Raw genomic sequence first — 22,477 nt, 5'->3', positions numbered from 1 at the left:
TGACGCATTGTTCTTCACGCGAACCGGAACCACTTCGCTCGAAAAATGCTCTAGCGGACGGTGGGGAGGCCGGCGGCCTTCCAGGCTGTGATCCCGCCGGTCAGGTGGGTGTCCAGCGCATGGCCGGCCTTCTGGCAGTACTCCACGGCAGTGGCCGAGCGCTTGCCCGAACCGCAACTGAACACCACGGACTTGCCGCCGGCGTCCGGCAGGGCCTTGGGATCAAAGCTCGAGAGCGGAATATTGACCGCGCCAGGAATGCGCTCGGCGGCGAACTCGGCCGGCTCGCGCACATCGACCAACAGGATCTCCTGGGCGTCGAGGGCGGTCTTCACCTGATGGGCGGTGAGGTCCTTGGTCTTGGGCGATCCAAACATCAATGCATCTCCTTGAGAGGGGCGGGGTAGGCGGCGGCTTCGGGTACCGCGCAGAACAGGCGCGACAGGGTCTCGACCAGGGCGCGGGCCTGACCGCCGCGAAGATCGTAATAGATGGTCTGGCCATCGCGCCGGGCGCCGACAACGCCATCGCGACGCAGCAGACCCAGATGTTGCGAGGCCAGGGTCTCGCGGACCCCCAAGAGATGGGCCAGCGCGCCAACCGACTGCTCGCCGGCAATCAACGCGCAGACGATCATCAGCCGATGCGGATTGGCCAGCGCCTTGAGCAGGGCGCAGGCGTCGTCCGCAGAGGCCTTGAGGGCGTGAGGCTCTAATTTCATAGTTGCGCATATGCGTCTATTCAAATATTCAGTCAAGGATTGTCGCGATTATCGTAGGGCCGGTCATCACCGTCCGAAGTGATCTGAATCAACGCCGGGCTATCGGATCGAGCGGACCTTGCCGCTCCAAGCCAACGGCTCAGGGAGGAATGAACTCATGGCCAAGCCGCGCATCGTCATTCTGGGAGCCGGACTAGGCGGCGCCATCGCCGCCTTCGAGATCAAGCAGGCCGTCGGCGAAAAGGCGGAAGTCGAGGTGGTCTCGCAGGGCGACACCTTCCACTTCGTGCCGTCCAACCCGTGGGTCGCCGTCCATTGGCGCAAGCGCGAAGCCATCGAGGTCGTATTGCCGCCGGTGTTCAAGAAAAAGGGCATCGCCTTCCGGGGCGTCGGCGCCGCCAAGGTCATGCCCGAGCGTAACCAACTCGAACTGACCGACGGCGTGCTGCTCGACTACGACTATCTGGTGATCGCCACCGGGCCGGAGCTGGCCTTCGACGAGATTGCGGGCCTTGGGCCGCATGGCGGCTTCACCCAGTCGGTCTGTCACGTCGATCATGCCGAGACCGCCGCCGCCGCCTTTGACCGCTTCGTGGAAAATCCCGGTCCGATCATCGTCGGCGCGGTGCAGGGCGCTTCGTGCTTTGGCCCGGCCTACGAGTTCGCGATGATCCTCGACACCGAGCTCAAGCGCCGCAAAATCCGCGACAGGGTGCCGATGACCTTCGTCACCTCCGAGCCCTATGTCGGTCACCTGGGCTTGGACGGGGTGGGCGACACGAAGGGCCTGCTGGAGAGCGAGATGCGCCAGCGGCACATCAAATGGGTCACCAACGCCCGCGTGACCTCGGTCGAAGCGGGCCTGATGCACGTGGAAGAGGTGGCCGATGACGGCGCCGTCAAGGCGACCCACGACCTGCCGTTTGCCTATTCGATGATGCTGCCGGCCTTCAGGGGTGTTGCCGCCGTGCATGGCGTCATGGGCCTGACCAATCCGCGTGGCTTTATTCTGGTCGACAAGCACCAGCGCAATCCGACGTTCCAAAACGTTATGGCCCTGGGTGTCTGCGTGGCCATCGCCCCGACCGGCAAGACCCCTGTGCCGGTCGGCGTGCCCAAGACCGGCTTCATGATCGAGAGCATGGTCACGGCCATCGCTCACAACTTCAAAGAGATCCTGGATGGCAAGCCCGCAACGCACGAGGCGACCTGGAACGCCATCTGCCTGGCGGACTTCGGCGACGGCGGCGTGGTTTTCGTCGCCCAGCCCCAAATCCCGCCGCGCAACGTCAACTGGTCGGCCAGCGGCAAGTGGGTCCATTTGGCCAAGGTCGGGTTCGAGAAATACTTCCTGGCCAAGGTCAAGCGCGGCGAGAGCGAACCGTTCTATGAGAAGCTCGCCCTGGACGTGATGGGCATCCGGAAGATCAAGCCCGGGACGCAAAGGGCGTCGTGATGCGCCAGCTTGTGTGTCCCGCCTGTGGCGCGACCAATCGCGCCCCGGAAGACAAAAACGCCTTGGCGGCCAAGTGCGGCCGCTGCGGCGAGCGTCTGTTCTCCGGCGTTCCGGTCGAGGTGAGCGGCGCGCAACTGGCCGCGCACACCGGCAAGACCCGCGGCGGCGCAGTGCTCGTCGATGTCTGGGCGCCTTGGTGCGGACCTTGCCGGTCGATGGCGCCCCAGTACGCCGCTGCGGCCGTTCGGCTCGAGCCGGAGGTCCGATTGCTGAAGCTCAATTCCGAAGCCGAACCGCAGGCCGCCGGTGCGCTGGGCGTCTCGGGCATTCCGGCCCTGCTGCTTTATCGAGACGGGGTCGTCATCGCGCGGTCCGCCGGCCTGATGAGCGCTGCCCAGATCGTCGCCTGGACGCACCAGGCTCTGGCCCAGGCGAACGCCTCGGCCGAAAAGGGAGGTTGATCATGACGATCGACCGTATGGTTCTGGCCTTCGCCGGCTTGGTCGTTCTGGTGGGCGTCGCCTTGGCCCACTTCGTTCATCCCTGGTGGATCGCCCTTCCGATCTTTGCTGGCCTCAACATGATGCAGGCCGCCTTCACTGGCTTTTGCCCCGCCGCGATGGTGTTCAAGAAGCTCGGCGTCAAGCCGGGCGTCGCGTTCCGGTGAGCCCGATGCGCGCCGTGCTCGCCCTAACCTTGCTGGCCTGCGTCGCCGCGTCTCAGGGCGCTGCGGCCATGACCCTGTCCGAGGCTATCGCCCTGGCGCGACGCTCCAATCCTGGCTTGGCCCAGGTCCAGGCCCAGTCGGAGGCGGCCTCGGCGCGCTTGGCCCAGGCCCGCGCCGGTCGCCTCCCCAGTCTGACCCTGTCGGCCGAAAGCGCCAGCGGGACGACGGACCTTGGCGGCTTCTTCGGCTTTGGTCAGAGCGATGTGTCGCCCCGCGCGGCCTCGCTGCAACTGCGCCAGCCGCTGTTCTCAGGCGGCGGCGTCAGCGCCGCCATCGCCCGAGCCGGGGAGGGCAGGGCCGTGGCTCAGGCCCAGGTCGGCGGCGCGACGGCCCTGCTGAGCGCCGACGTGGCCGCGGCCTATCTCGGGGTTCTCGGCGCTCAAGACATGCTGGTCCTGAGCCATAGCCAGGTCCTGCAGATGGAGACGATCACAAGCCAAGCCAAGTTACGCTTCAACGGCGGCGAAATTCCTCGCACCGACCTTGACCAAGCCACCGCCCGGCAGGCGGAGAGCCGCTCGGGTCTGGCTCGGGCCGAGGGTCAACTGGCCCGCAGTCGGGCCCACTTCGTCTCCGTCGTCGGGGCGGAGCCGGACGACTTGGAGACGGTGGTCACGCCTCCCGCGGCGCCCGCATCGCTCGATGAGGCGATCGCAACGGCCTCCCAATCCAGCCCGATGCTGCTGGCCGCCCAGGCGACCGAGCGCGCGGCTGGGGCCGGCGTTCGCTATGCCAAGGCCGAGCGTCTGCCGAGCTTGGCCCTCACCGCCACCGCCAGCACGGCGCGCGACCAGTTCTTTCCCGGATACAGCGCGGATGGCGTGACGGTCGGCGTCCAGGGGCGCTGGACCCTGTTTTCGGGGGGCGCGGCGAGCGGGCGTATCGAGGAGGCCGGCGCGGAGCTTCGCGGCGCCCGGGCGCGTCTCGATGCGGCGCGGGCCCAGGTTCGCGAAACGGTGATCGGCGCCTGGGGCGATGTCGCCACCGCGCGCGCGGTGATGCTCGCCGCCACCGACCAGGCCGTAGCCGCGACCAGCGCGCTGGACAGCGTGCGCAACGAGGTGCGGGTCGGCCAAAAGCCTATCTTGGATCTTCTCGACGCCCAACGCGAGGCCCTGGCGGCCGCAAGCGCACTGGTCGCCGCACGCGGTGACGTTACGGTCTCGACCTACCGCCTCAACGCGATGCTGCATGGTCAATGAACCGGCGCCGCCGGACGACATCCTGCGGGCGTTGGCCAATATCCATCGCTTGCGAATTCTCCGGGCTCTAGGCGACGGAGCCTTGCGGGTCAGCGATCCGCAGGCCCACCTGCCGCTCCCTCGATCGGCGCTGTCGCAACATCTGACGCGCCTTCGCGATGCGGAGATCGCCTACAGGATCGTCGACGACGGGGCCTTGACCCTGGCCAGGGCGCTCCTAAAAGTAGTGGAACGGCAGGGTGAGCAGCGGCCATGATGTCCTTCTATGATCGCCATATCCTACCGCGCCTTATTGGCTGCGCTTGCGGGGCGAGGGCGATAGCCAAGCTGCGCGCCAAGGTCGTTCCCCAGGCGCAAGGGCGGGTTCTGGAACTGGGGATCGGGGGCGGACTGAACCTGGCCTTTTATGATCCGATGCTGGTTAGCAGCGTCACCGGGGTTGATCCGTCGGAGGGCCTGAGGGATCGGGCCCTGGCGGCGCCGCGTCCCAAAGGCCTCAAGGTCGAGGTCCTGGCGGGGGCGGCCGAGCAACTGCTGTTTGATGACCAAATCTTCGACACTGTCGTCTGCACCTTCACCCTGTGTTCGGTTCATACGCCAGGGGCCGTGCTGGCCGAGGCGCGGCGGGTTCTGAAGCCCGGCGGCCGATTTATCTTCTGTGAGCATGGCCTGGCGCCCGACCCGGAGGTCGTGGCCTGGCAGAGGCGCATCGAACCGTTCTGGACGCCGCTGGCCGGCGGCTGCCGCCTGACCCGTCCGGTCGGCGGGGCGATCATCGCGGCGGGGTTCGTGATCGAGACCCATCAGGCGTTCTATATCCCGAAGGCCCCCAAGCCGTTGGGCTGGTGTGAGCTCGGCGTTGCGCAGCGAGGCTGAGGCGACCCCTTCCACCCAAGCGGTAGCCGTCAGACAATTGGGCGCATCGTAAGGCAGGGTGTGCCGCGGGTGCGCGCCAGCGCTACAAGCGACCCTTTCAATTGGCGAATTTGACTCCTGGCGCCACGAGCCTTGACGCGCCTTTGCGAACGCTATGCTGCCGGCGTGTTCGGTCCTCAACCAATCGTCCGAACCTGGGCCATTCTTGACATCGGACCGTTTGCTTGCGGCAGCACGCGCGACCTTGGCGGGACGAGTTCTGAGGTGAGTTCAGCGCGCGGGACTTGGAAAATGTCGCGATCATACGAACCCTTCGAGGGAGGCGCGAAAGCCCGTCGTCCTTGCGGGAGGAGGACGTCACCATGGCTCTTTTCTTCGATCCTGCTTCTGAAACGGCTCTGCTGGCCTTGCCGAACCGATCGCTCGGTCAAATGCCGAGGCGCTTAGGTCGATCGCACTTGCTCGACCAACTCGATGTCTCAGCCTACGAATTCCTGGGCCTCGTGGCCGCCTTGGAGGACCAATGCGGCGCTGTCTTGCCCGACAGCGACCTGGCCCGCTGCGAAACGCTGGGCGACTTGATGGACCGGCTGCGGCGGGCGGCGCCAAGCGCCGCCCTCACATTAGATGACCGTGCCGACCAGCCGGCCGATACCCGCCGTCACGATCATGGCGAGGGCTCCCCAGAAGGTGACCCGCGCCGCCGCGCGCCAAGGCGGCGCGCCGCCAGCTTTGGCGCCGGCCACGCCGAGCAGCACCAGGCAAGCTAGGGTCACCATCACAACGCCAGGCGCCATCATCGGCACCGGCGCCACCGCAACGACGATCAGAGGCGCGGCCGCGCCGACCGTGAAGCTCGCCGCCGAGGCGAGGGCGGCCTGCACCGGGCGGGCCGCCGTCGCCAACGAGATGCCCAGTTCATCGCGGGCGTGAGCGTCCAGTGCGTCCTTGGCCATCAATTGCTGGGCGACGATCCTGGCCGTCCCGGGTTCAAGACCGCGTTCAACGTAGATTTGAGCCAGCTCGGCGTGCTCGGCTTCGCCGTCGTTTTTCAGCTCCTGGGTCTCGCGCGCGATGTCGGCTTTTTCGGTGTCGGCTTGCGAGCTGACCGAGACATATTCCCCTGCCGCCATCGACATGGCGCCCGCCGCCAGCGCGGCGGCGCCGGCGACCAGCACCTCGCTCGGCTTGGCCGAGGCGGCCGCGACGCCGACGATCAGGCTGGCGGTGGAGACCAAGCCGTCGTTGGCGCCCAACACGGCGGCGCGCAGCCATCCAATCCGAGAGACCAGATGGGCTTCAGCGTGGCGATAGGATCTGGGCATGGCGGCGTTCCTTGATGAATGCCGCGACCTTGGCGCCTTAATAGGCGACGCGGACGCTGAGAGAGACGGTGCGAGGGCGGAGCGGGGTGATCTGATCGGTCGATCGCAGAGAAAACGGATTGCCATAGGCGAAGGTGTCGCCGCGCGTGTCGGTCGGGTTGTCCAAGGCCAGGGTCGTTCGCCAGCGCCGGGTGGCGAGACCGACGGCCAGGCGGCCGGTCGCGTAACCGCCCATCAAGGGCGCGGTCGTCGCGTCGAACGTCAGGTGGGAATGGCCGACATAGGCGTAACGACCGTCCAGCTCCAAGGTCAGGTCCGAACCCAGCGACCAGTCATAGTGGCCCGTCACCCCCCCGGCGGAATGGGGCACGCCGGCCAAGCTGACGTCTTTACGCGCGGGGAAGGCGGGGTTGGCCTTCTCCAGTTCGGGGGCGTTGAAGAGCAGGTTGGCGTTCAACCGCAGTCCGGCCACGCGGTAGGCGCCTTCGAACTCCAGACCCAGGTTGCGCCCGTCGCCGATGTTGGCGGTGTAGGGCAGGCCCGAGGGCAGCAACTCGTCGCTCTGGATGTCCTTCCAACTGGCCTGAAAGACCGTTGCCCGCAGGCGCAGGCGGCCGTTGAGCAGGGAAACCTTGCCGCCGGCCTCCAGGTTCCAGAGTTCGTCGCTGTCATAAAGGCGGCGTGGCTCGGCCTGGCCGCTGGCGGAGAAGACCTGGCCGGACGGCCCGGTCGTGTTGAACCCGGCTGCTCGGTAGCCCTCGGTCGCTTGCACATAGATCAAGGCGCTTGGTGAAAGGGCATAGGATAGCACTACCTTGGGCGCGAATCCGGACTGGTCCAAGCTGCCCGAGAACGGCGCGATCGTTCCGGTCAGGGCCGTGCTTTGGCTGTTCACGCGGGTCTTGGAGGTGAAAACCCGACCGCCGAGCGTCACGCTCAGGGATCGGCCGATGGGCAAGGTCGCCTCGCCGTAGAGCGCCGCCTCGTCAAGCGTGTCACGTCGCTTTTCCGCGAAGGCCTCGGCCGGTAGGTCGGCAAGACGCGTCAGCGCTAGATCGATGTCCTGCTGAGTGCGGGCCAGGAAGGCGCCGACCAGCCATTGCAAGCGGGCGTCATCGGCCGCCGCGAGCGAGCCCTCAGTGACCAGGCTGTGGGTGCGATCGTCGTCGTCATAGGCCGCGGGGCCGGGAGCCGGGGAGATGGGCGGCGCGGCGGTGGCGTCATAGCGACTGGTGATGTCGTGATCGACCGCCGAGATCGTCCAACGCGCCTGGACGGCGCCGATCTGGCCCTTCAGATTCAGGTGCGCCTCGGCGAAGTCGTTGTCGTGCGGCTCGCGCACGTGGTTGCGACGCGTATAGGGCGCTTCGGTCGCCAGCCCGTACTGAGTGTCGTCCGAGTTGATGAATTGGGCGCCGCCGCCGCCCGTGAGGGTCCAGCCGTCGCCCAGGTCGACTTTCACATTCACCCGCCCCCCAGAGCGAAGCGTGCGGTTGACGTTCTTCAGGCCGAGCCCGGCGTCGTCGATATAGCCGCCCTGCTGATCGCGATAGAGCACAACGCGGACCGCGCCGCGACCGTTGAGGATTGGCAGGTTGACCATGCCGGACAGGCCGTCGGAGGCGTCGCCGCCGTGCGTGGCGCCGAGGTTGGTCGCGACCCAGGCCTCGAAGCGATCCGCGTGGGGTTGCTCGCTGACCAGGTGCAGGACGCCGCCCAGGGACCCCGATCCATAGAGCGCGCCCTGCGGCCCGCGCAGGACCTCGACCTGGGCCATGTCGATCAGCAGCAGGTCGGGGTCGGGGGCGTTGTAGGTCAGCCGGGTGTCGTCGAGATAGAGCCCGACCATCGACTGGGTGCGGCCGGTCAGCGGTCCGTCCGACAAACCCCGCAGCATGATCTTGTCGCGCCCTGGACCCAGATTGGTGACCGTCATGGCCGGAACGGCCAGCGCCAGGTCGTTGGCGTCGCGTAGGGCTTGCCCCATGATCGCCGAGCTCTCGACCGCGCTGACGGCGTAGGCGAGGCGATCGGCGGGGGTTAGGCGGCGTGTCGCCACCACGACCAGCTCGCCGAGTGAGGTGGCAGGATCGGACGCGCTTTGGAGGGCCTTTCGAGCGACGGGCTTGGCGGGTGGCAGGCGGACGATCTCGACGGCGCCAGCGTCGATCAGCCGAAAGCCGCAGTTGGTTCCCGCCAGCAGCTTGGTCAATCCGGCGTGGAGGGTGAAGCGACCCCGAAGCGGCTGGCTGGTCGGGGCGCAACCGGCGGCGGCCTGCGTGCTGATCGAGATCTTCGCCTGGATGGCGAAATCGACCAGGGCGGCGTTCAAGGGCTTGCCGGGGATGTCGAACGCCAAGCGGGGCTGGGCCGCCGAAGCATAGCTGCTCCATCCGGCCACGCACGCGAAGCTGGAAGCCAGCGCCCAGCGCCGCCATGCGTCAGCTCGCAACGAAACACCCTCCGATGTTCAGGACGGCGCTACCGTAGTTCGATTGTGCTGTCGGTGCGATGCACGGACAGCGAAAAGTAGCTGGCGAGGCGTTTGATCACGAGATTCTCGTCGCCCAGCTCCAGGACGCCCGAGAAGCGTTTGCCGGCGAGGGCGGGCGAAATCTTGATCGGCACGGGATAGCGGCGGTTCAGATAGGCGATCATGTCGCCCAGGGTCTCGTCGTCGCAGACCATCCGGCCTTCCGTCCAGGCGAAGGCGGGGTTGGGGTCGGTCGCGGTTTGGACCGATCTCGGCGCGCCTTCGACATGGCTCAAACTCTGGCCGGCCACCAGGCGCGCGACGGGCGTTTGGCCCAGGGCGGCCTGGCGCACCTCGACGATCCCACGACGCACGGTCACCCGAACGGACTTGTCGTAGTGGCGGATGTTGAATTCGGTGCCGACGACCCGTACCTGCTGGTCGCCCACCGAGATCAGGAAGGCGCGGCCGGGGTCCTTGGCGACGTCGAAGGTCGCTTGGGCCTCGGCCATCTCGACGCGCCGCGCGCGCCAGCCGAGGCGGACGGTCAGGGTCGAGGCGGCGTCCATGCGGATGTGGGTGCCGTCGGCCAAGGCCACTTCGCGGGTCTCGCCCGGGCGGGTCTGGTAGACCGTCGGCGTCCCCTGATAACCGCGCCAGGCCATCGGGCCGACGACGAGGGCGATCACGGCGGCGGCCGCCGCAGCGGACCAGACGGGCAGGGCGGCGCGGCGCCGCAGAGGAACGATCCGCGACGTCGCCGGCTTCAGGGCCGGAGAAATCTCGTATGCGCGCTCGGACAATTCCGCCGCGACCGCTTCGACCTGTTCGAAGGCCACGAGATGGTCGTCCGAGGCTTCCAACCAGGCGGTCAACGCGGCCCAGTCGTCGGCGCCGGCCTGATCCGACTGGACGCGAACCAGCCACGCTACGGCGTCGTCGCGCAGGGCGTTGGTCGCCGTCATGTCGTCCGCGCCGCTCATCGGTGCTCACCATTCCCTGAGGCCCAAGCCTCGTTGCTCGCCCCAATGACGCCACAAACGCCCAGGCGCCTCCAAACTTTCTTCAGAAGGTTTCCGGACATCATCGGCCGACCTTGGCGAGGATGCGCTTGAGGCTGGTCATGATGTACTTCTCGACGCTGGAGCGCGATACGCCCATGGCCGCCGCCGTCTCGGCGTGGTTGAGGCCTTCCAGCTTGTGCAGGCGGAACGCCTCCTGCACGGCGGGCGGCAGGCCGTTCACGACCGCGACAATCTGGGCCAGGCGCTGGCGGGCGGCCAGGGCGTCGTCGGCGCGGGGCTCGTCGGCAGTCTCCCAGTCCGTGGCGCTGGGACCGCCCGCGCCGCGCCACTGGGCGTCGCGCTGGCCCGCTCGTCGTTGGACCTTGATCCGGTCCAGCATCAGGTTCGTGCCCAGCCGGTAGAGATAGGCGGCGGGATTGTCGACCGGCGCGGCCGGCGGCGGTGTGATCTTCAGATAGATGTCCTGCACCAGGTCCTGGGCGGCTTCCTCGGACCGCAGCCGTACACCAAAGTAGCGCACCAGCTCTTCCCGCCGTTCGAGGTAGCAGGCGAGCAGGGGATGGACGTCGCTGTCGTCCAAGGACTCGATCCAAGCTCCGGCCGGGGTCGCGGCGCGTCGGCGGGAGTCCGACGACCGCTCCAGTCTTTCCGATGCCGCCTCCTGGCGCAATCGCAATCCCTTTGAGGCGGTTTGGACAGCACGTCGTCATGGCTCATCGAAGGGCGTCGCGACGCCCGCCAGGACGTGGAGACCGGCCTTGTTGGAAGTGATGATGATCGACGACGGCGCCCTGCGCGGCAGCTTGCGGTTCGACGAATCGCGCATGCGGCGCTTCACCGGCCTGACGCCGAAGGTGATCTCGATCCATCACCTGATGCGGCCCGAGCGGCTGCGCGTGGAGGCCTATCTCGAGGCCGCCTACGCCACGGCGTTCAATGGCGTGATCAGCCGACACTATCCCACGCTGATGAGCGTCCAGGATGGCGAGGGGCGTATCCACGCCGCGGTCGGCTTCCGGTTTGCGGCTGCCGAACCGCTGTTCCTGGAGCAATATCTGGACGAACCCGTCGAGGCCGCGATCACCCGCAAGCTGGCCCAGCCGGTGACGCGTTGCGGGGTCGCCGAGATCGGCAATCTGGGCTCGGGCAGCGTCGGCGCCTCGATGTTCCTGTTCCTGGCCCTGGCCCGCCACCTCGATCAGCACGGCTGCACCCACGCCGTGGCCACGGCCACGCGCCAACTGCGCCGCAGTTTTGGCCGTGTCGGCTTCGAGACCCAGGTCCTGACCCGCGCCGAGCCCTCCCGCCTGGGCGAGGCCGCCACCGAGTGGGGCGCCTATTACGAGCGCGATCCGGAGCTGCTGGCCGGCGCGATCGGTCCGGCCTTGCGGCCCCTGAGCCAGATGCTGGTCGCCGAGCCCGTCGAGATCCAAGACATCCGGCCTCGCCTCCATCCGGCCTGCGCGGAGATCGGCCGATGAGCAGCGTCCTGCGGGCGATCGACGCCCACGCTTGCGCCTCGCCCGATGCGATCGCGCTGAGCACGCCATCGGCGACCTGGACCTACGCCCAGCTGGGCGAGGCGGTGCGCCACGCGGCCACGGCCTTGTTCGCCTTCGCGCCGCTGGTACGCCCCGGCGCGCCGGTCGCCATCCAGCTAGCCAACGGGCCGGCCTGGGTGATTCTGGACCTGGCCTTGATCCGCCTGGGTTGGCCCAGCCTGCCGCTGCCGGGGTTCTTCACCCTGGCCCAGCGCGATCACGCCTTGGCCGACGCCGGCGCGACCCTGCTGATCGAGGCGGCCGAGGCGGGCGGCCAGATGGTCGTGGCGGGCGCGCCGATCGACGTGAAGCCGCGTCGCACGGCCCAGGTTCCCTTGCCGACGGGCACGGCCAAGATCACCTACACCTCCGGCTCGACGGGCCAACCGAAGGGCGTCTGTTTGTCGCAAGCCCAGATGGAGATGGTGGCCGGCTCGCTGGTCGAGGCGATTGGCGCTGACTATGCCGGACGTCACCTGCCGCTGCTGCCGCTGTCGATCCTGCTGGAGAACGTGGCGGGCCTCTACACGACCCTGCTGGCCGGCGGGCGCTACCATGTGCTGCCGGCGGCGATGTTGGGCCTGGACAATCCATTCCGGCCCGATCTGCCGGCCCTGGCCGGCGCCATCGCCGCCGAGGAAGCGACCAGCCTGATCGTCGTGCCTGAACTGCTGCGGGCCCTGCTGATGGTGATGACCTTCTCCGGCGCGCGCTTTCCACAGCTGAACCTGGTGGCGGTCGGCGGGGCCAAGGTGTCGTCGCAACTGCTGAGCCAGGCCGACGCCCTGGGTCTGCCGGTTTACGAAGGCTACGGCCTCAGCGAATGCGCTTCGGTCGTGGCGCTGAACACGCCCGCCGCCCGCAAGGCCGGCGCCGTGGGGCGGCCCCTGTCGCACCTCACAGTCGAGATCGCCCCGGATGGCGAGATCGTTGTCGGGCCGCATCCCTTCCTCGGCTACGCCGGCGGCGCGCTAAACACCGGCGAAGTCCGCACCGGGGACCTGGGCGGCATGGACGCCGACGGCTTCCTGCGCATCGAGGGGCGTCGCAGTAACACCATCATCACCGCCTTCGGTCGCAACGTCGCGCCCGAATGGGTCGAGAGCGAACTGCTGGCCCAACCCGAGATTCGCCAGGCGGTGGTGTTCGGCGAGGCCCAGGCCGCGCTCGGCGCGCTGATCGTGCCGCTGCTGCCGGACATGGACGAGGCGGCCATCGCCAGGGCGGTGGCCCGCGTTAACCAGGCCTTGCCCGACTACGCCCAGATCAAGCGCTGGCAGATCCGTGCACCGTTCAATCTGGCCGCCGGCGAACTCACCAACAATGGCCGCCCGCGTCGGGCGGTCCTGCTGTCGCGTCACAGCGACTTCATCCAAGCCTCGTAATAGGAGCCCGACTTGATGTTCTTCCAGAGACTGGTCGCCGAAACCGCCGAGGGTCAGCAGACCCTGGCCAGCGTGCCGCAGATCCAGGACGGTCTGACCGGCCGCATCTCGCGCGAGACCTATGTCGCCTATCTGACCGAGGCCTATCACCACGTGAAGCACACCGTGCCGCTGATGCAGGCGGCGCGGGCCGGGTTGGATGACGCCCGCGACCGTTTCCGCCATGCGCTCGACGAATACATCGCCGAGGAGACGGGGCACGAAGCCTGGATCCTCAACGACATTCGCCATTGCGGCGGCGATCCCGAGGCGGTGCGGCTGGGCGAGCCCCGCGAGGCGACCCGTCGCATGGTCGCCTTCGCCTACGACTACATCGCCAAGGTCAACCCGATGGGCTTCTTCGGCATGGTCTTCGTGCTGGAGGGGACCAGCGTGCGCCTGGCGACCCAGGGCGCTGAGGCGGTGGCCAAGAACCTGAACCTGGGGCCGGAGTGCTTCAGCTACCTGACCTCGCATGGCTCGCTGGACATGGAGCACCTCGTTTTCTTCCAGAAGTTGATGGACGAGGTAACCGACCCCGACGACCAGGCCGCGATCATCGAGGTCGCCAAGGCGATCTTCGACCGCTTCGCCGACGTCTTCCGCTCAATCCCTCATGATCGGGTGGTCTATGTTTAGAGACAAAACCATTCTGCTGACCGGCGGCGCCGGCGGTTTGGGATCGCTGATCTCATCACAGCTCAGGGCGGAGGGGGCGAAGGTCGTGGTGCTGGATCGCGCCGAACCCGTCAATGGCGTGGCCTTCCTCAAGCACGACATCTCGACCCCCGAGGGGATCGAGGCCGCCGCCGCGGCGGTGGCGCGCAGCGACTGGGACATCGTCATCAACCTGGCGGGAATTCAGCATTTTGGGCCGTTCGAACGCCAGACGCCCGAGCACCTGATGGCCAGTTACCTGGTCAATCTGATCGCGCCGGTGCGGCTGGCCCAGGCCGCGTTGCCGAGGATGAAGGCGGCGGGGGGCGGACAGATCGTCAATGTCGGCTCGATCTTCGGCTCGATCAACTTCGCCCACTTCGTCACCTATTCCAGCGCCAAGGCCGGCTTGCGCGGCTTCAGTCAGGCGCTGCGCCGCGAGCTCTCGGGTACGGGGATCGACGTGACCTACGTGGCGCCCCGCGCCGTCAAGACCGCGCTCAACTCGCCCGCGGTCATGGAGTTCGCCAAGCTCACCCAGATGAACATGGACCCGCCCGAGCAGATCGCCGCGCGTATCGTCGAGGCCATCCGGGGCCGCAAGCGTGACGTCTATTTCGGCTTTCCCGAAAGCCTGTTCGTCCGGATCAACGCCCTCTTCCCACGCCTCGTCGACAACGCCCTTTCGGCCAACGACCGCAAGGCCGCGCGGCTGTTTTCCCACTGATCTTTCGGAGCCTCGACCATGAAACTTTCCATGTTGGCCGTGATCGCGGCCGTTTCGCTCGTCGGCGCGCCTGTTCTGGCCGCCGACCCGGCTTTCGACGGCCGCATCAACGGCCTGGCCCGAACCTGGGCCCATGTGAACTACGAGGTGCGCGACAAGTCGGCCCAAGCGACTGAAGCAGCCAAGCTGGCGGCCGACGCCGACGCTCTGGCCAAGCAGTATCCCAATCGCGCCGAGCCGTTGGTCTGGGAGGCGATCTCCACGGCCACCGAGGCTGGAGCCAAGGGCGGCATGGGCGGCCTGGCTCTGGCCAAGAGCGCGCGGGGCATGCTGGAGCGGGCTGAAAGGATCAATCCCGCCGCCCTGGGCGACGGCTCGGTCTACACCAGCTTGGGATCGCTCTATGCCCAAGTGCCAGGCTTCCCGATCGGGTTCGGCGACGCGGGCAAGGCGCGCGCCTATCTGACCAAGGCCCTGGCCGCCAATCCGAGCGGCGTGGATTCCAACTTCTTCTATGGCGACTTCCTGATTCGTCAGGGCGACTACGTCGGCGCCGAGGTCGCCTTGCAGCGGGCGCTCAACGCGCCGGCCCGTCCGGGGCGCGAGGTGGCCGATCGTGGGCGCAAGGCGCAGGCGGCGGAGCTTTTGGCGACCGCGCGAAAAAAGGCTCACGGTTAGACCTGATGGCCTTCGTAAGCGATTGGCGGCTTCGAGGGGCGCCGCGATAGGTCTGTCCTGGGTCTATCTCGGCGCCCACTTGCTTGAGTGGTCGGAACCGATGATCGGGCTGGCGATCGGCGTGGCGCCGCTACCCTTGTTGGACGTCGACAAGCCCATGCGTCGCAAACGTCTTCCAGACAGGCCAAGATTTAGCGATTGCCGGCGCCTGAGGCTTGACGCGAGGCGCCGTCGGTCGTCTTGGCGCAACGCACGGGCTGAACTCAGGATGGCGAGACTTATCGAATAACGCGCCAGGGTGGAACGAGGACGCGTGTAGTCCAGGTAAGGATGTGCCCGGGTTGACCTGTTCGGCTTCACTGAGTGACGGCAGGCGATGCCAAGATAGCGTCCCGTGGCGCTTGGACTGCTGTTTGTCGGACGCCGCGCGCGTGCGCCACAAGTTAGCTGCCAATCCCATTAAAGCCCTGTTGTGCCGCGCATGACGCAGCGTGTCTATCGCGAGTTCTCAGAGTCCAACCCGGATGCGGTGGTCGTCGTAGACCAGGCTGGCCGTATCAACTTCGCCAATGGTCGGGTCGAAGCCCTGTTGGGCTACGGCTCCAGTGAGCTCCTTGGCAAATCGGCGAACGTGTTTGTACCGGATCGCTACAGAAGCCTGCATTCGGGCCATATGGATCGGTTCGTGCGGGATCCGAGTCCGCGGATGATGGGCGCGGGATTGGACCTCGCCGCGCGACGCAAGGACGGTACTGAAATTCGGGTGGAGATCAGCTTAAGTCCGTATCAATCCACCGACGGGCTCGTTGTGATCGTCGCGATGCGGGAGATCACAAACACCTCCAACAGAGATCTGCTCGAGTTGGAGAATTCCGACCTGCGGGGATTGCTGCGGGTCGCGAAACGCGATTCAGCGCGCCTCGTGGCGGCGGCCGGAATCGACGCCACCGAACAGGAGGGCGCAAGGCGCCTGCAGCGCCTCCTGTTTGAGGAATTGCACCACCGCATGAAGAACATGCTGGCGACGGTCATGGCGATCACCTCGCAAAGCTTGCGGTCGGCGGGAAATCTGGACGAGGCTGGCGAAGCCATCGCCAGCCGCCTGACCGCGATGGGCCGAGCCCAGGATCTGATGCTCCAGGCTAACGAAGCCGGAGCGAAATTGATCGACCTCGTCGCTTCGGCCGTCGAACCCTTCGAGAATAGGGAACATCCGCGCTTTGTGGTCCGATCCACGCTTGTCGAAATCGGCCCCACGTCGGTCCTGCCTCTCACCTTGATCCTCAACGAACTCTGCACGAACGCGGTCAAATATGGCGCCTTGTCCAACGCAACGGGGCGCATTGAGATCACGTCCGTGGTCGATGAGCACGCCCAGCTCTTCAGCCTGAGATGGACGGAAAGCGGCGGACCGGTGGTCATCGAGCCCACCCGACGAGGCTTTGGCACGCGTCTGCTCGGCGCCCTGGCCGGGCAACTTCATGGTGAGGTTCAAGTGCGATATGAGCCCGCCGGGATCGTGTACCAACTCGACAGCCCCCTGGCTGTGCTACGGGCGCTCGCCGCGGCCGATGGCGTCCCGATCGAAACTTGATGTCGAAGGTTGGGAAGCCCTCGGTTTGGGCCACGCGGGCGTCCGAAGCGCCCGGCACGCAGCGCAGCACCTTGACGATCTGGTCGGCCGTCGCGGTCATCTGCCCCAGGTCCTCGCCATAGAGCTTGACCGCCACATCGGAACGGACCCCGCCGATCAGCTCATTGAAGCGCATCTCGATAGGCTGGGTGGCGTCATGGAAGTTGCCGACGACCGGGTCGGTGGCCTTGCGAATCCGCTGGATCACCTGCTCCTTGGTCTTCACGCCATCGGGCCAGTCCTTTTTCGGCTTGAGAATGACGTAGTTGTCCGAGGCGTTCGGGGGCATGGGGTCGGCCGCGAGACTGGCGGTGCCGGCCTTCGAGTAGACGGTCTTCACCTCTGGCAGGGTCAGCATCGCCCGTTCGATCAGCAGGTCCAGCTCTCCGGACTTATCGATCGAGGTTGAAAGAATGCGCACCGAGGACAGGTTCAAGTTCTGCTCGTCGAGCATGGGCATGAACTCGCGTCCGACGAAGTTGAACGCCACCATGCACAGAACGAAGACGCCGACCGCCGCACCGATGAACGGCCACGGACGAGCGACCGCGCGATAAAGCCACGGGTTGTAGGCCTCCTTGGTCTTGGCGACGGCGGGAACTTCCTTTTCCGAGATATGACCGTGGATCATCAGCGCCGTCATCGCCGGCACAAAGATCAGCGACAGCACGAAGGCCTAGGCCAGGGCCAGCATCAGGGTAATGACCATCGGCGAGAACATCTTGCCCTCGACGCCCTGGAAAGTCAGGCAGGGCAGGAAGACCAAGAGGATGACGATCTGGCCGTAGACGGTCGGACAAACCATTTCCTGGGTCGAGCGCAGCGCAACTTCCAACCGCTCCTGCAGGTTCAGGATCCTGCCCTCATGCTGCTGACGCTCGGCCATGCGACGCAGCGTGTTGTCGACGATGGTGACCGCGCCGTCGATGATCAGGCCAAAGTCCAGCGCCCCCAGGCTCATCAGGTTGCCGGAGATCTTGAAGACGTTCATGCCGCTGGCGCTGAAGAGGAGCGACAGCGGGATCACCTGGGTAGCGATCAGGGCCGCGCGCCAGTTGCCTAGCATTAAGAACAGAATGGCGATCACCAACAGCGCGCCCCCGGTCAGGTTGCGCGCCACCGTGGCGATGACGGCGCGCAAGATCTCGTCGGCCGAACGGATGCGGGCGTCGCCGCGCACCATGTAGGACTCGCCCGAACGTTGGATGAAATCGGCGCCGACCGAGAGGTTGGCCTTTTCAAGCGCCTCGCCTAGCTCGCCGTAGGAAATGCCATAGGCGGTCAACTTGGCCGGGTCGGGCTCGACCACGTACTGCTTCACGTAGCCGCCCGGGGAGTCGACGTCGGCGACGCCGGGCACGGTGCGCAACTGCGGACGCACGATCCAGTCCTGCACGGTCCGCAGGTAAGCCAGGCGTGCGGTCTCGTCGGTCAGACGCTCGCCGTCCTCGGTTAGAAACGCGCCGTCGCTTTGCCAGCCTTGCCGTCAGGGTCCTTGAAGTCGACGGCGTAGTGGACAATCTCGCCAAGGCCGGTGGAGACCGGGCCCATCCGCGGCTCGGCGCCATCCGGAAGGCTGGGCCGCGCCTGCGCTAGAGCATTTTTCGAGCGAAGTGGTTCCGGTTCGCGTGAAGAAAAAATTCGTCAAAACAGAAGATTAGAGCTCACGGCCTGACGCAGTCAGGTCGGGAAATGCTCTAGGCGTTCGGAGGCCTGCTGGTGCATGAAATAGAGGTCGGTGCTTTCCTTGAAGACCGCTGTCACCTGACTAAAGCCGTTGCGCGAGAACGAACGGGTGCTCTCCACGCCGGCCAAGCCTGACAAGGCGGTCTTGATCTGGAAGGTAACGCGCTTTTCAACCTCGACCGGTCCCAGCCTTGGAATGACGGTATTGATCTGCACCTGCTTGTTGGTGATGTCGGAGATGACGTCGATTGGCAGCTTGAAGAGCTGCCAGGCCCCGAACGCCGAGATGATGGCGACGAGCACGAGGACCAGCCATCGTGCGCGGACCGAAAAGGCGAGAATGCGGTCGATCATTCTTCCTCATCGCCCTTGGCGATCTCGGCCTTCAGCAGGAAGGCGTAGCGCGCGGCGACGCGCTCGCCGACCTTCAGGCCCGAGACGACCAGCGCCTGGCCACCGCTGCGGGTGGACGCCACGACCGGACGAACCGCAAAGCCGGTGGAGGTGCGAACGAACACCACATCCCTGCCTTTGAGTGATTGCACGGCTTCTTCCGGCAGGATGAAGCCGGGCTGGCCAGACCCTCTCGCGGTGATCCGGGCCTGTACTGCTTCGCCAGGAACCAAGCCCGCACCGGCGCCTGACAACACGACCGTTGCCGAGCGCGTTTCGGGGTTCAGGGTCGGCGTTACGGAGCGGACCGTTGCGGCGACCTCCACACCGGCGGCGTTGCGCACGCTGGCGACTGCCCCTGGGAAGATGCGGGCGGCGTCCTGCGGGCTCACCGCCACCTCGATCTGAACCTCACGCGCATCGGCGACGCGGAAGAGCTCGCTTTCAAGCTAGACGAAGGCGCCCAGGGTGGCCGTGGCTGCGGTGATCTTGCCGCCGATCGGGCTGACGACCGCCACGCTGCGGCCGCCTCGGCTTCGGCCTTGGCGGTCTCGTAATCCTGGCGGGCGGTGACGCCTTGTTCGAACAGGCGCTTCTGCGGGCGAGGATGGACGTGGCCAGCGCCGTCTCGCGGCCCTCGACCAGGGCCAGGGTCTCGCCGGCCCGCGCCGGTTCGCCCAAGCGCCTGAAGACGCGCACCACCGTGCCGGCGGCGTGAGCGGTCAACACCGCCTCGCCGCCGAGAGAGGCGACCACGCTGCCCGAGCCCTGGACCTGGCCGCCGAAATCGCCGGCGGTAACGGTCTGCAGGCTGATGTTGGAGACCTTGAGGTAGGACGCCTCGACCTTGACCTCGGACGGTGCGCCTTCGGGCGCGGCGGCGGCGGCGGCTTACGGCGCTGGCGCCGGCTTGGTGGTCAGCTTGGCCAGACCATAGCCGGCCCCGAGGAGGGCGACGGCGGCGACACCAAGCATGAGGGCGCGCGGGCTGGCTGCGGAAGGGGTTGCCATGGACCTATTCTCCGAAGGAGGCGCGGCCGGTCAGACGGGCCAGGGTGGCCTGGGCGCGAACCCGCGCCACACGCGCATCAAGGGTGGTGCGGCGAGCGTCGGTCAGCGCGCGCTAGGCGCTCAGGACCTCGACGAGGGGGGTCTTGCCGGACTCGTAGCCGAGGCGGCCGAGACGATAGGCCTCCTGGGCGGCGGCCTCGGACTGTTTCTATGCGACGACGCGGCCGACGGCGGCGTCGGCCTGGGCGCGGGCCGAGCGCCAGTCGGCTTCGGCCCGCAGGCGCGTGTCCTCGAACCGGGCGGAGGCGGCGTTGGCGCGGGCGGAAGCGGCGGCGACATTGTCGCGGTTCTGGTCGAACAGGGGAACGGCGCCGACATGCTGGCCATCACGGTGGTGGCGTCGTCGCCATTCAGACGGCGGACGCCGAACGAGGCGGTGACGTCGGGACCGGCGCGGCGACGCCCGACGCTGGCCTGGCGGCTGGCGGCCTCGCGTTCGGCGCGGGCGACCTGCAGGGCGGGCATGTCGGACGGCGGCACGCCTTCGGCCGTGGCGGGGGAGGCGGCGCGGTCAGGAGACTGGCACCCAGGCTCGTACAGGCGGCCACGGCCTGGGCGCCGCCGACGCGCCAGATCTCTGAAACGCCGACGATCTGCGCGGCCGCCAGCACGGCCGTCGACAGGTGGCCCGGCGGCGTGGTCATGGCGATGCGCGAAACGCCGGCGATCTTGGCGGGGACGGCGTTCATCAGCAGGCTGGACGGATAGGCCGCACGCCCGCCGGGTACGTAGATCCCGACCGCGTCAAGCGGTGTCCATCGCCAGCCCAGTTCCAATCCGGCCTCGTCCTTGAATCAGGCGTCGGCCGGCCTCTGGCGTGCGTGATAGTCGCCGATCCGGCGGGCGGTCGGGTCCAGGGCGTCGCGGACTTCCTGGGAGCACTGGGTCGCGCCGGCGGCGATTTCCTCGGCGCTGACCCGAAGATCGGCGCCGTCGATCCGCGCGCCGTCGAGTTGTTGGGAGATGCGAAGCAGCGCCGGCAAGCCTTCGGTCCGAACCTGGCCGAGAATCTCTTAAACCCTGGCTTCGACGGTCGGTGAGGTCTGTCTACGCTCCTCGACCAGCGCGGCGAAAGCGGCCTGGAAACCGGGGTCATCGAGGGCCAAGTGTCGAACCACGGCAAATCTCCACTCTGTCGATGCTTGCTCAACGCGCCAGGCGGCGATCCCCGCTGGATTGTTCGGGCGACCTCACGCCGCAACCAAGGCGACGATCGGGCCCGGTGCGTTTCACACGAGGCGGCAAGCGTTAAACCTCACGCTGGATTCTACGCAGCCGAGGGCGCCCACCCGCGCGCTCACGCGACTTTCGTGCGCGGCCCCGGCGTCGGCTTGTGCAGCACAGGCCGACGTATCGTTCCGCAGGGCACCGGGTCAGGCGAAAATGGCGCGAACCGCCTGAGTGGCGAGGATCAGGCCGACGATGGTGATCAGCCCGCCTGACGCGTAGGGCGCCCGGCGGGCGAAGGTCGCGAACGATCCGGCGAAACGCTTCTCGGCGTGACGCACCCCGATGGCGGCCACGACCCCAACGGTGACCATGGTGACGGCCAAGCCAATCGAGAAACACAGCACCAGCGTGGCCCCCAGAGCGACCTGCTTGAGCTGCAGGCACAGCAGCAGCACCGTGATCGCGGCCGGACAGGGGATCAGGCCGCCGGTGAGGCCGAACAGGATGATCTGGCCCGTGGTCACGTCGCGGCCGGCGAAGCGCTTCTTGATGTCGTTGGCGTGAGCACGCTCGTGGGCGTCCTGGTAACCGGGGTCCGAAACGTCCAGGCCGCCGTGATCATGGCCATGGTCGTGCCCGTGCCCGTGCCCGTGCCCGTGGTCATGCTCGGCGAAGACGACATCGAAGTCGTGGCCATGCGAGCCGTGGGCGATCGACAGTCGCGCCTCGAAGGCATGCGGCTCGGGGATCGCATCGGACGATTCCAGGAAGGCGCCCTTGTCGACGAAGGCGAAGGTTTGCACCGCGCCGTCCGGGCGCGTGGTGGTGACGGTCAGTTCGCTGGCGCGCGGTGCGTGGCCGCGCTCGGTGGTGACCCTGAAGCGGGGTGGCGCGCCATCCTCGAAGATTGCCAAGGCGACCAGACCATGGCCGGTGTCGATCCGCCGGACCTCGTCCTCATCGCCGTGATCGTCGTGGTCGTCATGGTCATGTTCGTTGGCCTGCGTCTGGCCTTCGCGCCAGGTGCGCCAGACCATCCATAGGGCCACGGCGATAATGATCGCCGCCGAGGCCAGCTGGAACCAGGGCTCGGCGGTGTCGAGATCCAGATTGCGCCCGAAATAGAGGCCCGCCAGACCGATCACCCAGACGATCAGGGTATGGGAGGCGGTCGCCGACAGGCCCAGCAGGATCGCCTGCCACACCGTGCCCCGTACAGCGACGATGAAGGCGGCCATCATCGTCTTGGAGTGGCCCGGCTCGAGGCCGTGAAGCGCCCCCAACAGCAGAGCCGAGGGAATGAACAGCCAGGCGTGCCCCGCGCCTTGAGCGAGAAGATCGGCGAGGGAAGTCATCGGCGCCTCAGAGGTATTTGGTGATGGTTTTGAGCTCGTTCATCGCCGCGGCCGCGTCGCGCGGCTCGTCCACGGCGGCGTGAGCCAGACAATGGTCGATGTGATCGTGGATCAGGGTCTTCTTGGCGGCGGCGACGGCCTTTTCGATGGCGTGCAGCTGCTGGGCCAGGTCCAGGCAGGTGCGGCCCGCCTCGATCATAGCGATCGTCTTGCGCAGGTGCCCTTCGGCGCGCTTGAGACGATTGATGATCTCGGGATGGGTTTCGTGAACGACATGGGCCATGGCGGGTGAGTCCTATCCCCTAGGAGGGGATATGGCAATCGACAGCTTTGCGGA

General features: G+C 67.0%; 23 protein-coding genes and 2 pseudogenes. 13 read left to right on the top strand and 12 right to left on the bottom strand.

Features of this window, described 5'->3' with window-relative positions; translation table 11 throughout:
• Positions 1 to 50 precede the first annotated feature (50 nt).
• Together ACP696_RS04775 and ACP696_RS04770 are read right to left on the bottom strand one after the other, a co-directional pair.
• Positions 51 to 377 (bottom strand): rhodanese-like domain-containing protein, encoded by a 327-nt coding sequence (locus tag ACP696_RS04775; RefSeq protein WP_426015040.1) that lies wholly within the window; start codon positions 375 to 377, stop codon positions 51 to 53.
• On the bottom strand, positions 377 to 721 hold the full coding sequence (locus ACP696_RS04770) for an ArsR/SmtB family transcription factor (RefSeq protein WP_426015038.1): 345 nt from the start codon (positions 719 to 721) through the stop codon (positions 377 to 379). The genes ACP696_RS04775 and ACP696_RS04770 overlap by 1 nt, the downstream gene beginning before the upstream one ends.
• A gap of 157 nt (positions 722 to 878) precedes the next feature.
• Here ACP696_RS04770 and ACP696_RS04765 point away from each other — a divergent pair, with 157 nt between their 5' ends.
• Genes ACP696_RS04765 through ACP696_RS04740 form a run of 6 tightly spaced genes read left to right on the top strand, consistent with a single transcriptional unit; the run spans position 879 to position 4,982 of the window.
• Entirely contained in the window at positions 879 to 2,177 is a 1,299-nt protein-coding gene (locus tag ACP696_RS04765; RefSeq protein WP_426015036.1) for an NAD(P)/FAD-dependent oxidoreductase, read from the top strand.
• Positions 2,177 to 2,638 (top strand): thioredoxin domain-containing protein, encoded by a 462-nt coding sequence (locus tag ACP696_RS04760; RefSeq protein WP_426015034.1) that lies wholly within the window; start codon positions 2,177 to 2,179, stop codon positions 2,636 to 2,638. The genes ACP696_RS04765 and ACP696_RS04760 overlap by 1 nt, the downstream gene beginning before the upstream one ends.
• Before the next feature lie 2 nt (positions 2,639 to 2,640).
• Positions 2,641 to 2,844 carry a YgaP family membrane protein gene (locus ACP696_RS04755; RefSeq protein WP_426015031.1) on the top strand — a complete coding sequence of 68 codons (204 nt, stop codon included), beginning with the start codon at positions 2,641 to 2,643 and terminating at the stop codon, positions 2,842 to 2,844.
• 5 nt (positions 2,845 to 2,849) lie between these two features.
• Positions 2,850 to 4,106 carry a TolC family outer membrane protein gene (locus tag ACP696_RS04750; protein WP_426015030.1) on the top strand — a complete coding sequence of 419 codons (1,257 nt, stop codon included), beginning with the start codon at positions 2,850 to 2,852 and terminating at the stop codon, positions 4,104 to 4,106.
• Positions 4,096 to 4,362, top strand: a complete 267-nt coding sequence (locus ACP696_RS04745) for an ArsR/SmtB family transcription factor (RefSeq protein ID WP_426015028.1) — start codon at positions 4,096 to 4,098, stop codon at positions 4,360 to 4,362. Before ACP696_RS04750 ends, ACP696_RS04745 begins: the two co-directional genes overlap by 11 nt.
• Complete coding sequence (locus ACP696_RS04740) at positions 4,359 to 4,982, top strand: class I SAM-dependent methyltransferase (protein ID WP_426015026.1); 624 nt, start codon at positions 4,359 to 4,361, stop codon at positions 4,980 to 4,982. The genes ACP696_RS04745 and ACP696_RS04740 overlap by 4 nt, the downstream gene beginning before the upstream one ends.
• A 623-nt stretch (positions 4,983 to 5,605) precedes the next feature.
• Here ACP696_RS04740 and ACP696_RS04735 read toward each other — a convergent pair.
• The 4 genes from ACP696_RS04735 to ACP696_RS04720 form a co-directional block, all read right to left on the bottom strand.
• The gene (locus ACP696_RS04735) at positions 5,606 to 6,307 is read right to left on the bottom strand and encodes a VIT1/CCC1 transporter family protein (protein WP_426015024.1); all 702 of its coding nucleotides are present in this window, start codon (positions 6,305 to 6,307) and stop codon (positions 5,606 to 5,608) included.
• Positions 6,308 to 6,344: 37 nt separating this feature from the next.
• The gene (locus tag ACP696_RS04730; protein WP_426015022.1) at positions 6,345 to 8,759 is read right to left on the bottom strand and encodes a TonB-dependent receptor; all 2,415 of its coding nucleotides are present in this window, start codon (positions 8,757 to 8,759) and stop codon (positions 6,345 to 6,347) included.
• 29 nt (positions 8,760 to 8,788) lie between these two features.
• Positions 8,789 to 9,763 (bottom strand): FecR family protein, encoded by a 975-nt coding sequence (locus ACP696_RS04725; protein WP_426015020.1) that lies wholly within the window; start codon positions 9,761 to 9,763, stop codon positions 8,789 to 8,791.
• 100 nt (positions 9,764 to 9,863) lie between these two features.
• Positions 9,864 to 10,385 (bottom strand): RNA polymerase sigma factor, encoded by a 522-nt coding sequence (locus ACP696_RS04720; RefSeq protein WP_426015018.1) that lies wholly within the window; start codon positions 10,383 to 10,385, stop codon positions 9,864 to 9,866.
• Between the two features lie 187 nt (positions 10,386 to 10,572).
• On the opposite strand from ACP696_RS04720, the gene ACP696_RS04715 reads away from it, so the two are divergent.
• The 6 genes from ACP696_RS04715 (at position 10,573) to ACP696_RS04690 (ending at position 16,426) form a co-directional block, all read left to right on the top strand.
• Positions 10,573 to 11,286 (top strand): thermostable hemolysin, encoded by a 714-nt coding sequence (locus ACP696_RS04715; RefSeq protein WP_426015103.1) that lies wholly within the window; start codon positions 10,573 to 10,575, stop codon positions 11,284 to 11,286.
• Positions 11,283 to 12,731 (top strand): AMP-binding protein, encoded by a 1,449-nt coding sequence (locus tag ACP696_RS04710; RefSeq protein ID WP_426015016.1) that lies wholly within the window; start codon positions 11,283 to 11,285, stop codon positions 12,729 to 12,731. Before ACP696_RS04715 ends, ACP696_RS04710 begins: the two co-directional genes overlap by 4 nt.
• A 15-nt stretch (positions 12,732 to 12,746) precedes the next feature.
• Positions 12,747 to 13,409: a TenA family transcriptional regulator gene (locus tag ACP696_RS04705; protein WP_426015015.1), complete on the top strand. Its 663-nt coding sequence runs from the start codon at positions 12,747 to 12,749 to the stop codon at positions 13,407 to 13,409.
• Positions 13,402 to 14,154 (top strand): SDR family NAD(P)-dependent oxidoreductase, encoded by a 753-nt coding sequence (locus tag ACP696_RS04700; protein WP_426015014.1) that lies wholly within the window; start codon positions 13,402 to 13,404, stop codon positions 14,152 to 14,154. Before ACP696_RS04705 ends, ACP696_RS04700 begins: the two co-directional genes overlap by 8 nt.
• A gap of 18 nt (positions 14,155 to 14,172) precedes the next feature.
• A complete protein-coding gene (locus ACP696_RS04695; RefSeq protein WP_426015011.1) occupies positions 14,173 to 14,832 on the top strand; it encodes a tetratricopeptide repeat protein in 660 nt (219 codons plus the stop codon).
• Positions 14,833 to 15,313: 481 nt separating this feature from the next.
• Positions 15,314 to 16,426: a sensor histidine kinase gene (locus tag ACP696_RS04690; RefSeq protein ID WP_426015009.1), complete on the top strand. Its 1,113-nt coding sequence runs from the start codon at positions 15,314 to 15,316 to the stop codon at positions 16,424 to 16,426.
• A gap of 52 nt (positions 16,427 to 16,478) precedes the next feature.
• Here the strand turns inward: ACP696_RS04690 and ACP696_RS04685 are convergent.
• The 3 genes and pseudogenes from ACP696_RS04685 to ACP696_RS04675 form a co-directional block, all read right to left on the bottom strand.
• Positions 16,479 to 17,846 (bottom strand): annotated as a pseudogene (locus ACP696_RS04685) (efflux RND transporter permease subunit); the annotation flags it as partial.
• 299 nt (positions 17,847 to 18,145) lie between these two features.
• Positions 18,146 to 18,505, bottom strand: a complete 360-nt coding sequence (locus tag ACP696_RS04680) for an efflux RND transporter permease subunit (protein ID WP_426015007.1) — start codon at positions 18,503 to 18,505, stop codon at positions 18,146 to 18,148.
• Complete coding sequence (locus ACP696_RS04675) at positions 18,502 to 18,936, bottom strand: hypothetical protein (protein ID WP_426015005.1); 435 nt, start codon at positions 18,934 to 18,936, stop codon at positions 18,502 to 18,504. Before ACP696_RS04675 ends, ACP696_RS04680 begins: the two co-directional genes overlap by 4 nt.
• A gap of 185 nt (positions 18,937 to 19,121) precedes the next feature.
• On the opposite strand from ACP696_RS04675, the gene ACP696_RS04670 reads away from it, so the two are divergent.
• A complete protein-coding gene (locus tag ACP696_RS04670; protein ID WP_426015003.1) occupies positions 19,122 to 19,262 on the top strand; it encodes a hypothetical protein in 141 nt (46 codons plus the stop codon).
• Positions 19,263 to 20,154: 892 nt separating this feature from the next.
• Here ACP696_RS04670 and ACP696_RS04665 read toward each other — a convergent pair.
• From ACP696_RS04665 to ACP696_RS04655, 3 genes and pseudogenes are all read right to left on the bottom strand, one after another.
• Positions 20,155 to 20,625, bottom strand: a pseudogene (locus ACP696_RS04665) (histidinol dehydrogenase); the annotation flags it as partial.
• A gap of 363 nt (positions 20,626 to 20,988) precedes the next feature.
• Positions 20,989 to 22,140, bottom strand: a complete 1,152-nt coding sequence (locus tag ACP696_RS04660) for a nickel/cobalt efflux transporter (protein ID WP_426015002.1) — start codon at positions 22,138 to 22,140, stop codon at positions 20,989 to 20,991.
• A 7-nt stretch (positions 22,141 to 22,147) separates the two neighbouring features.
• Positions 22,148 to 22,423, bottom strand: coding sequence for a metal-sensing transcriptional repressor (locus ACP696_RS04655; RefSeq protein ID WP_426015000.1), 276 nt, complete (start codon positions 22,421 to 22,423; stop codon positions 22,148 to 22,150).
• Positions 22,424 to 22,477 lie beyond the last annotated feature (54 nt).

The sequence above is a fragment of the Caulobacter sp. DWR3-1-2 genome (assembly GCF_049896225.1).
Taxonomy (GTDB): Bacteria; Pseudomonadota; Alphaproteobacteria; order Caulobacterales; family Caulobacteraceae; genus Caulobacter.
This window is presented reverse-complemented; position numbering and strand designations above follow the sequence as displayed.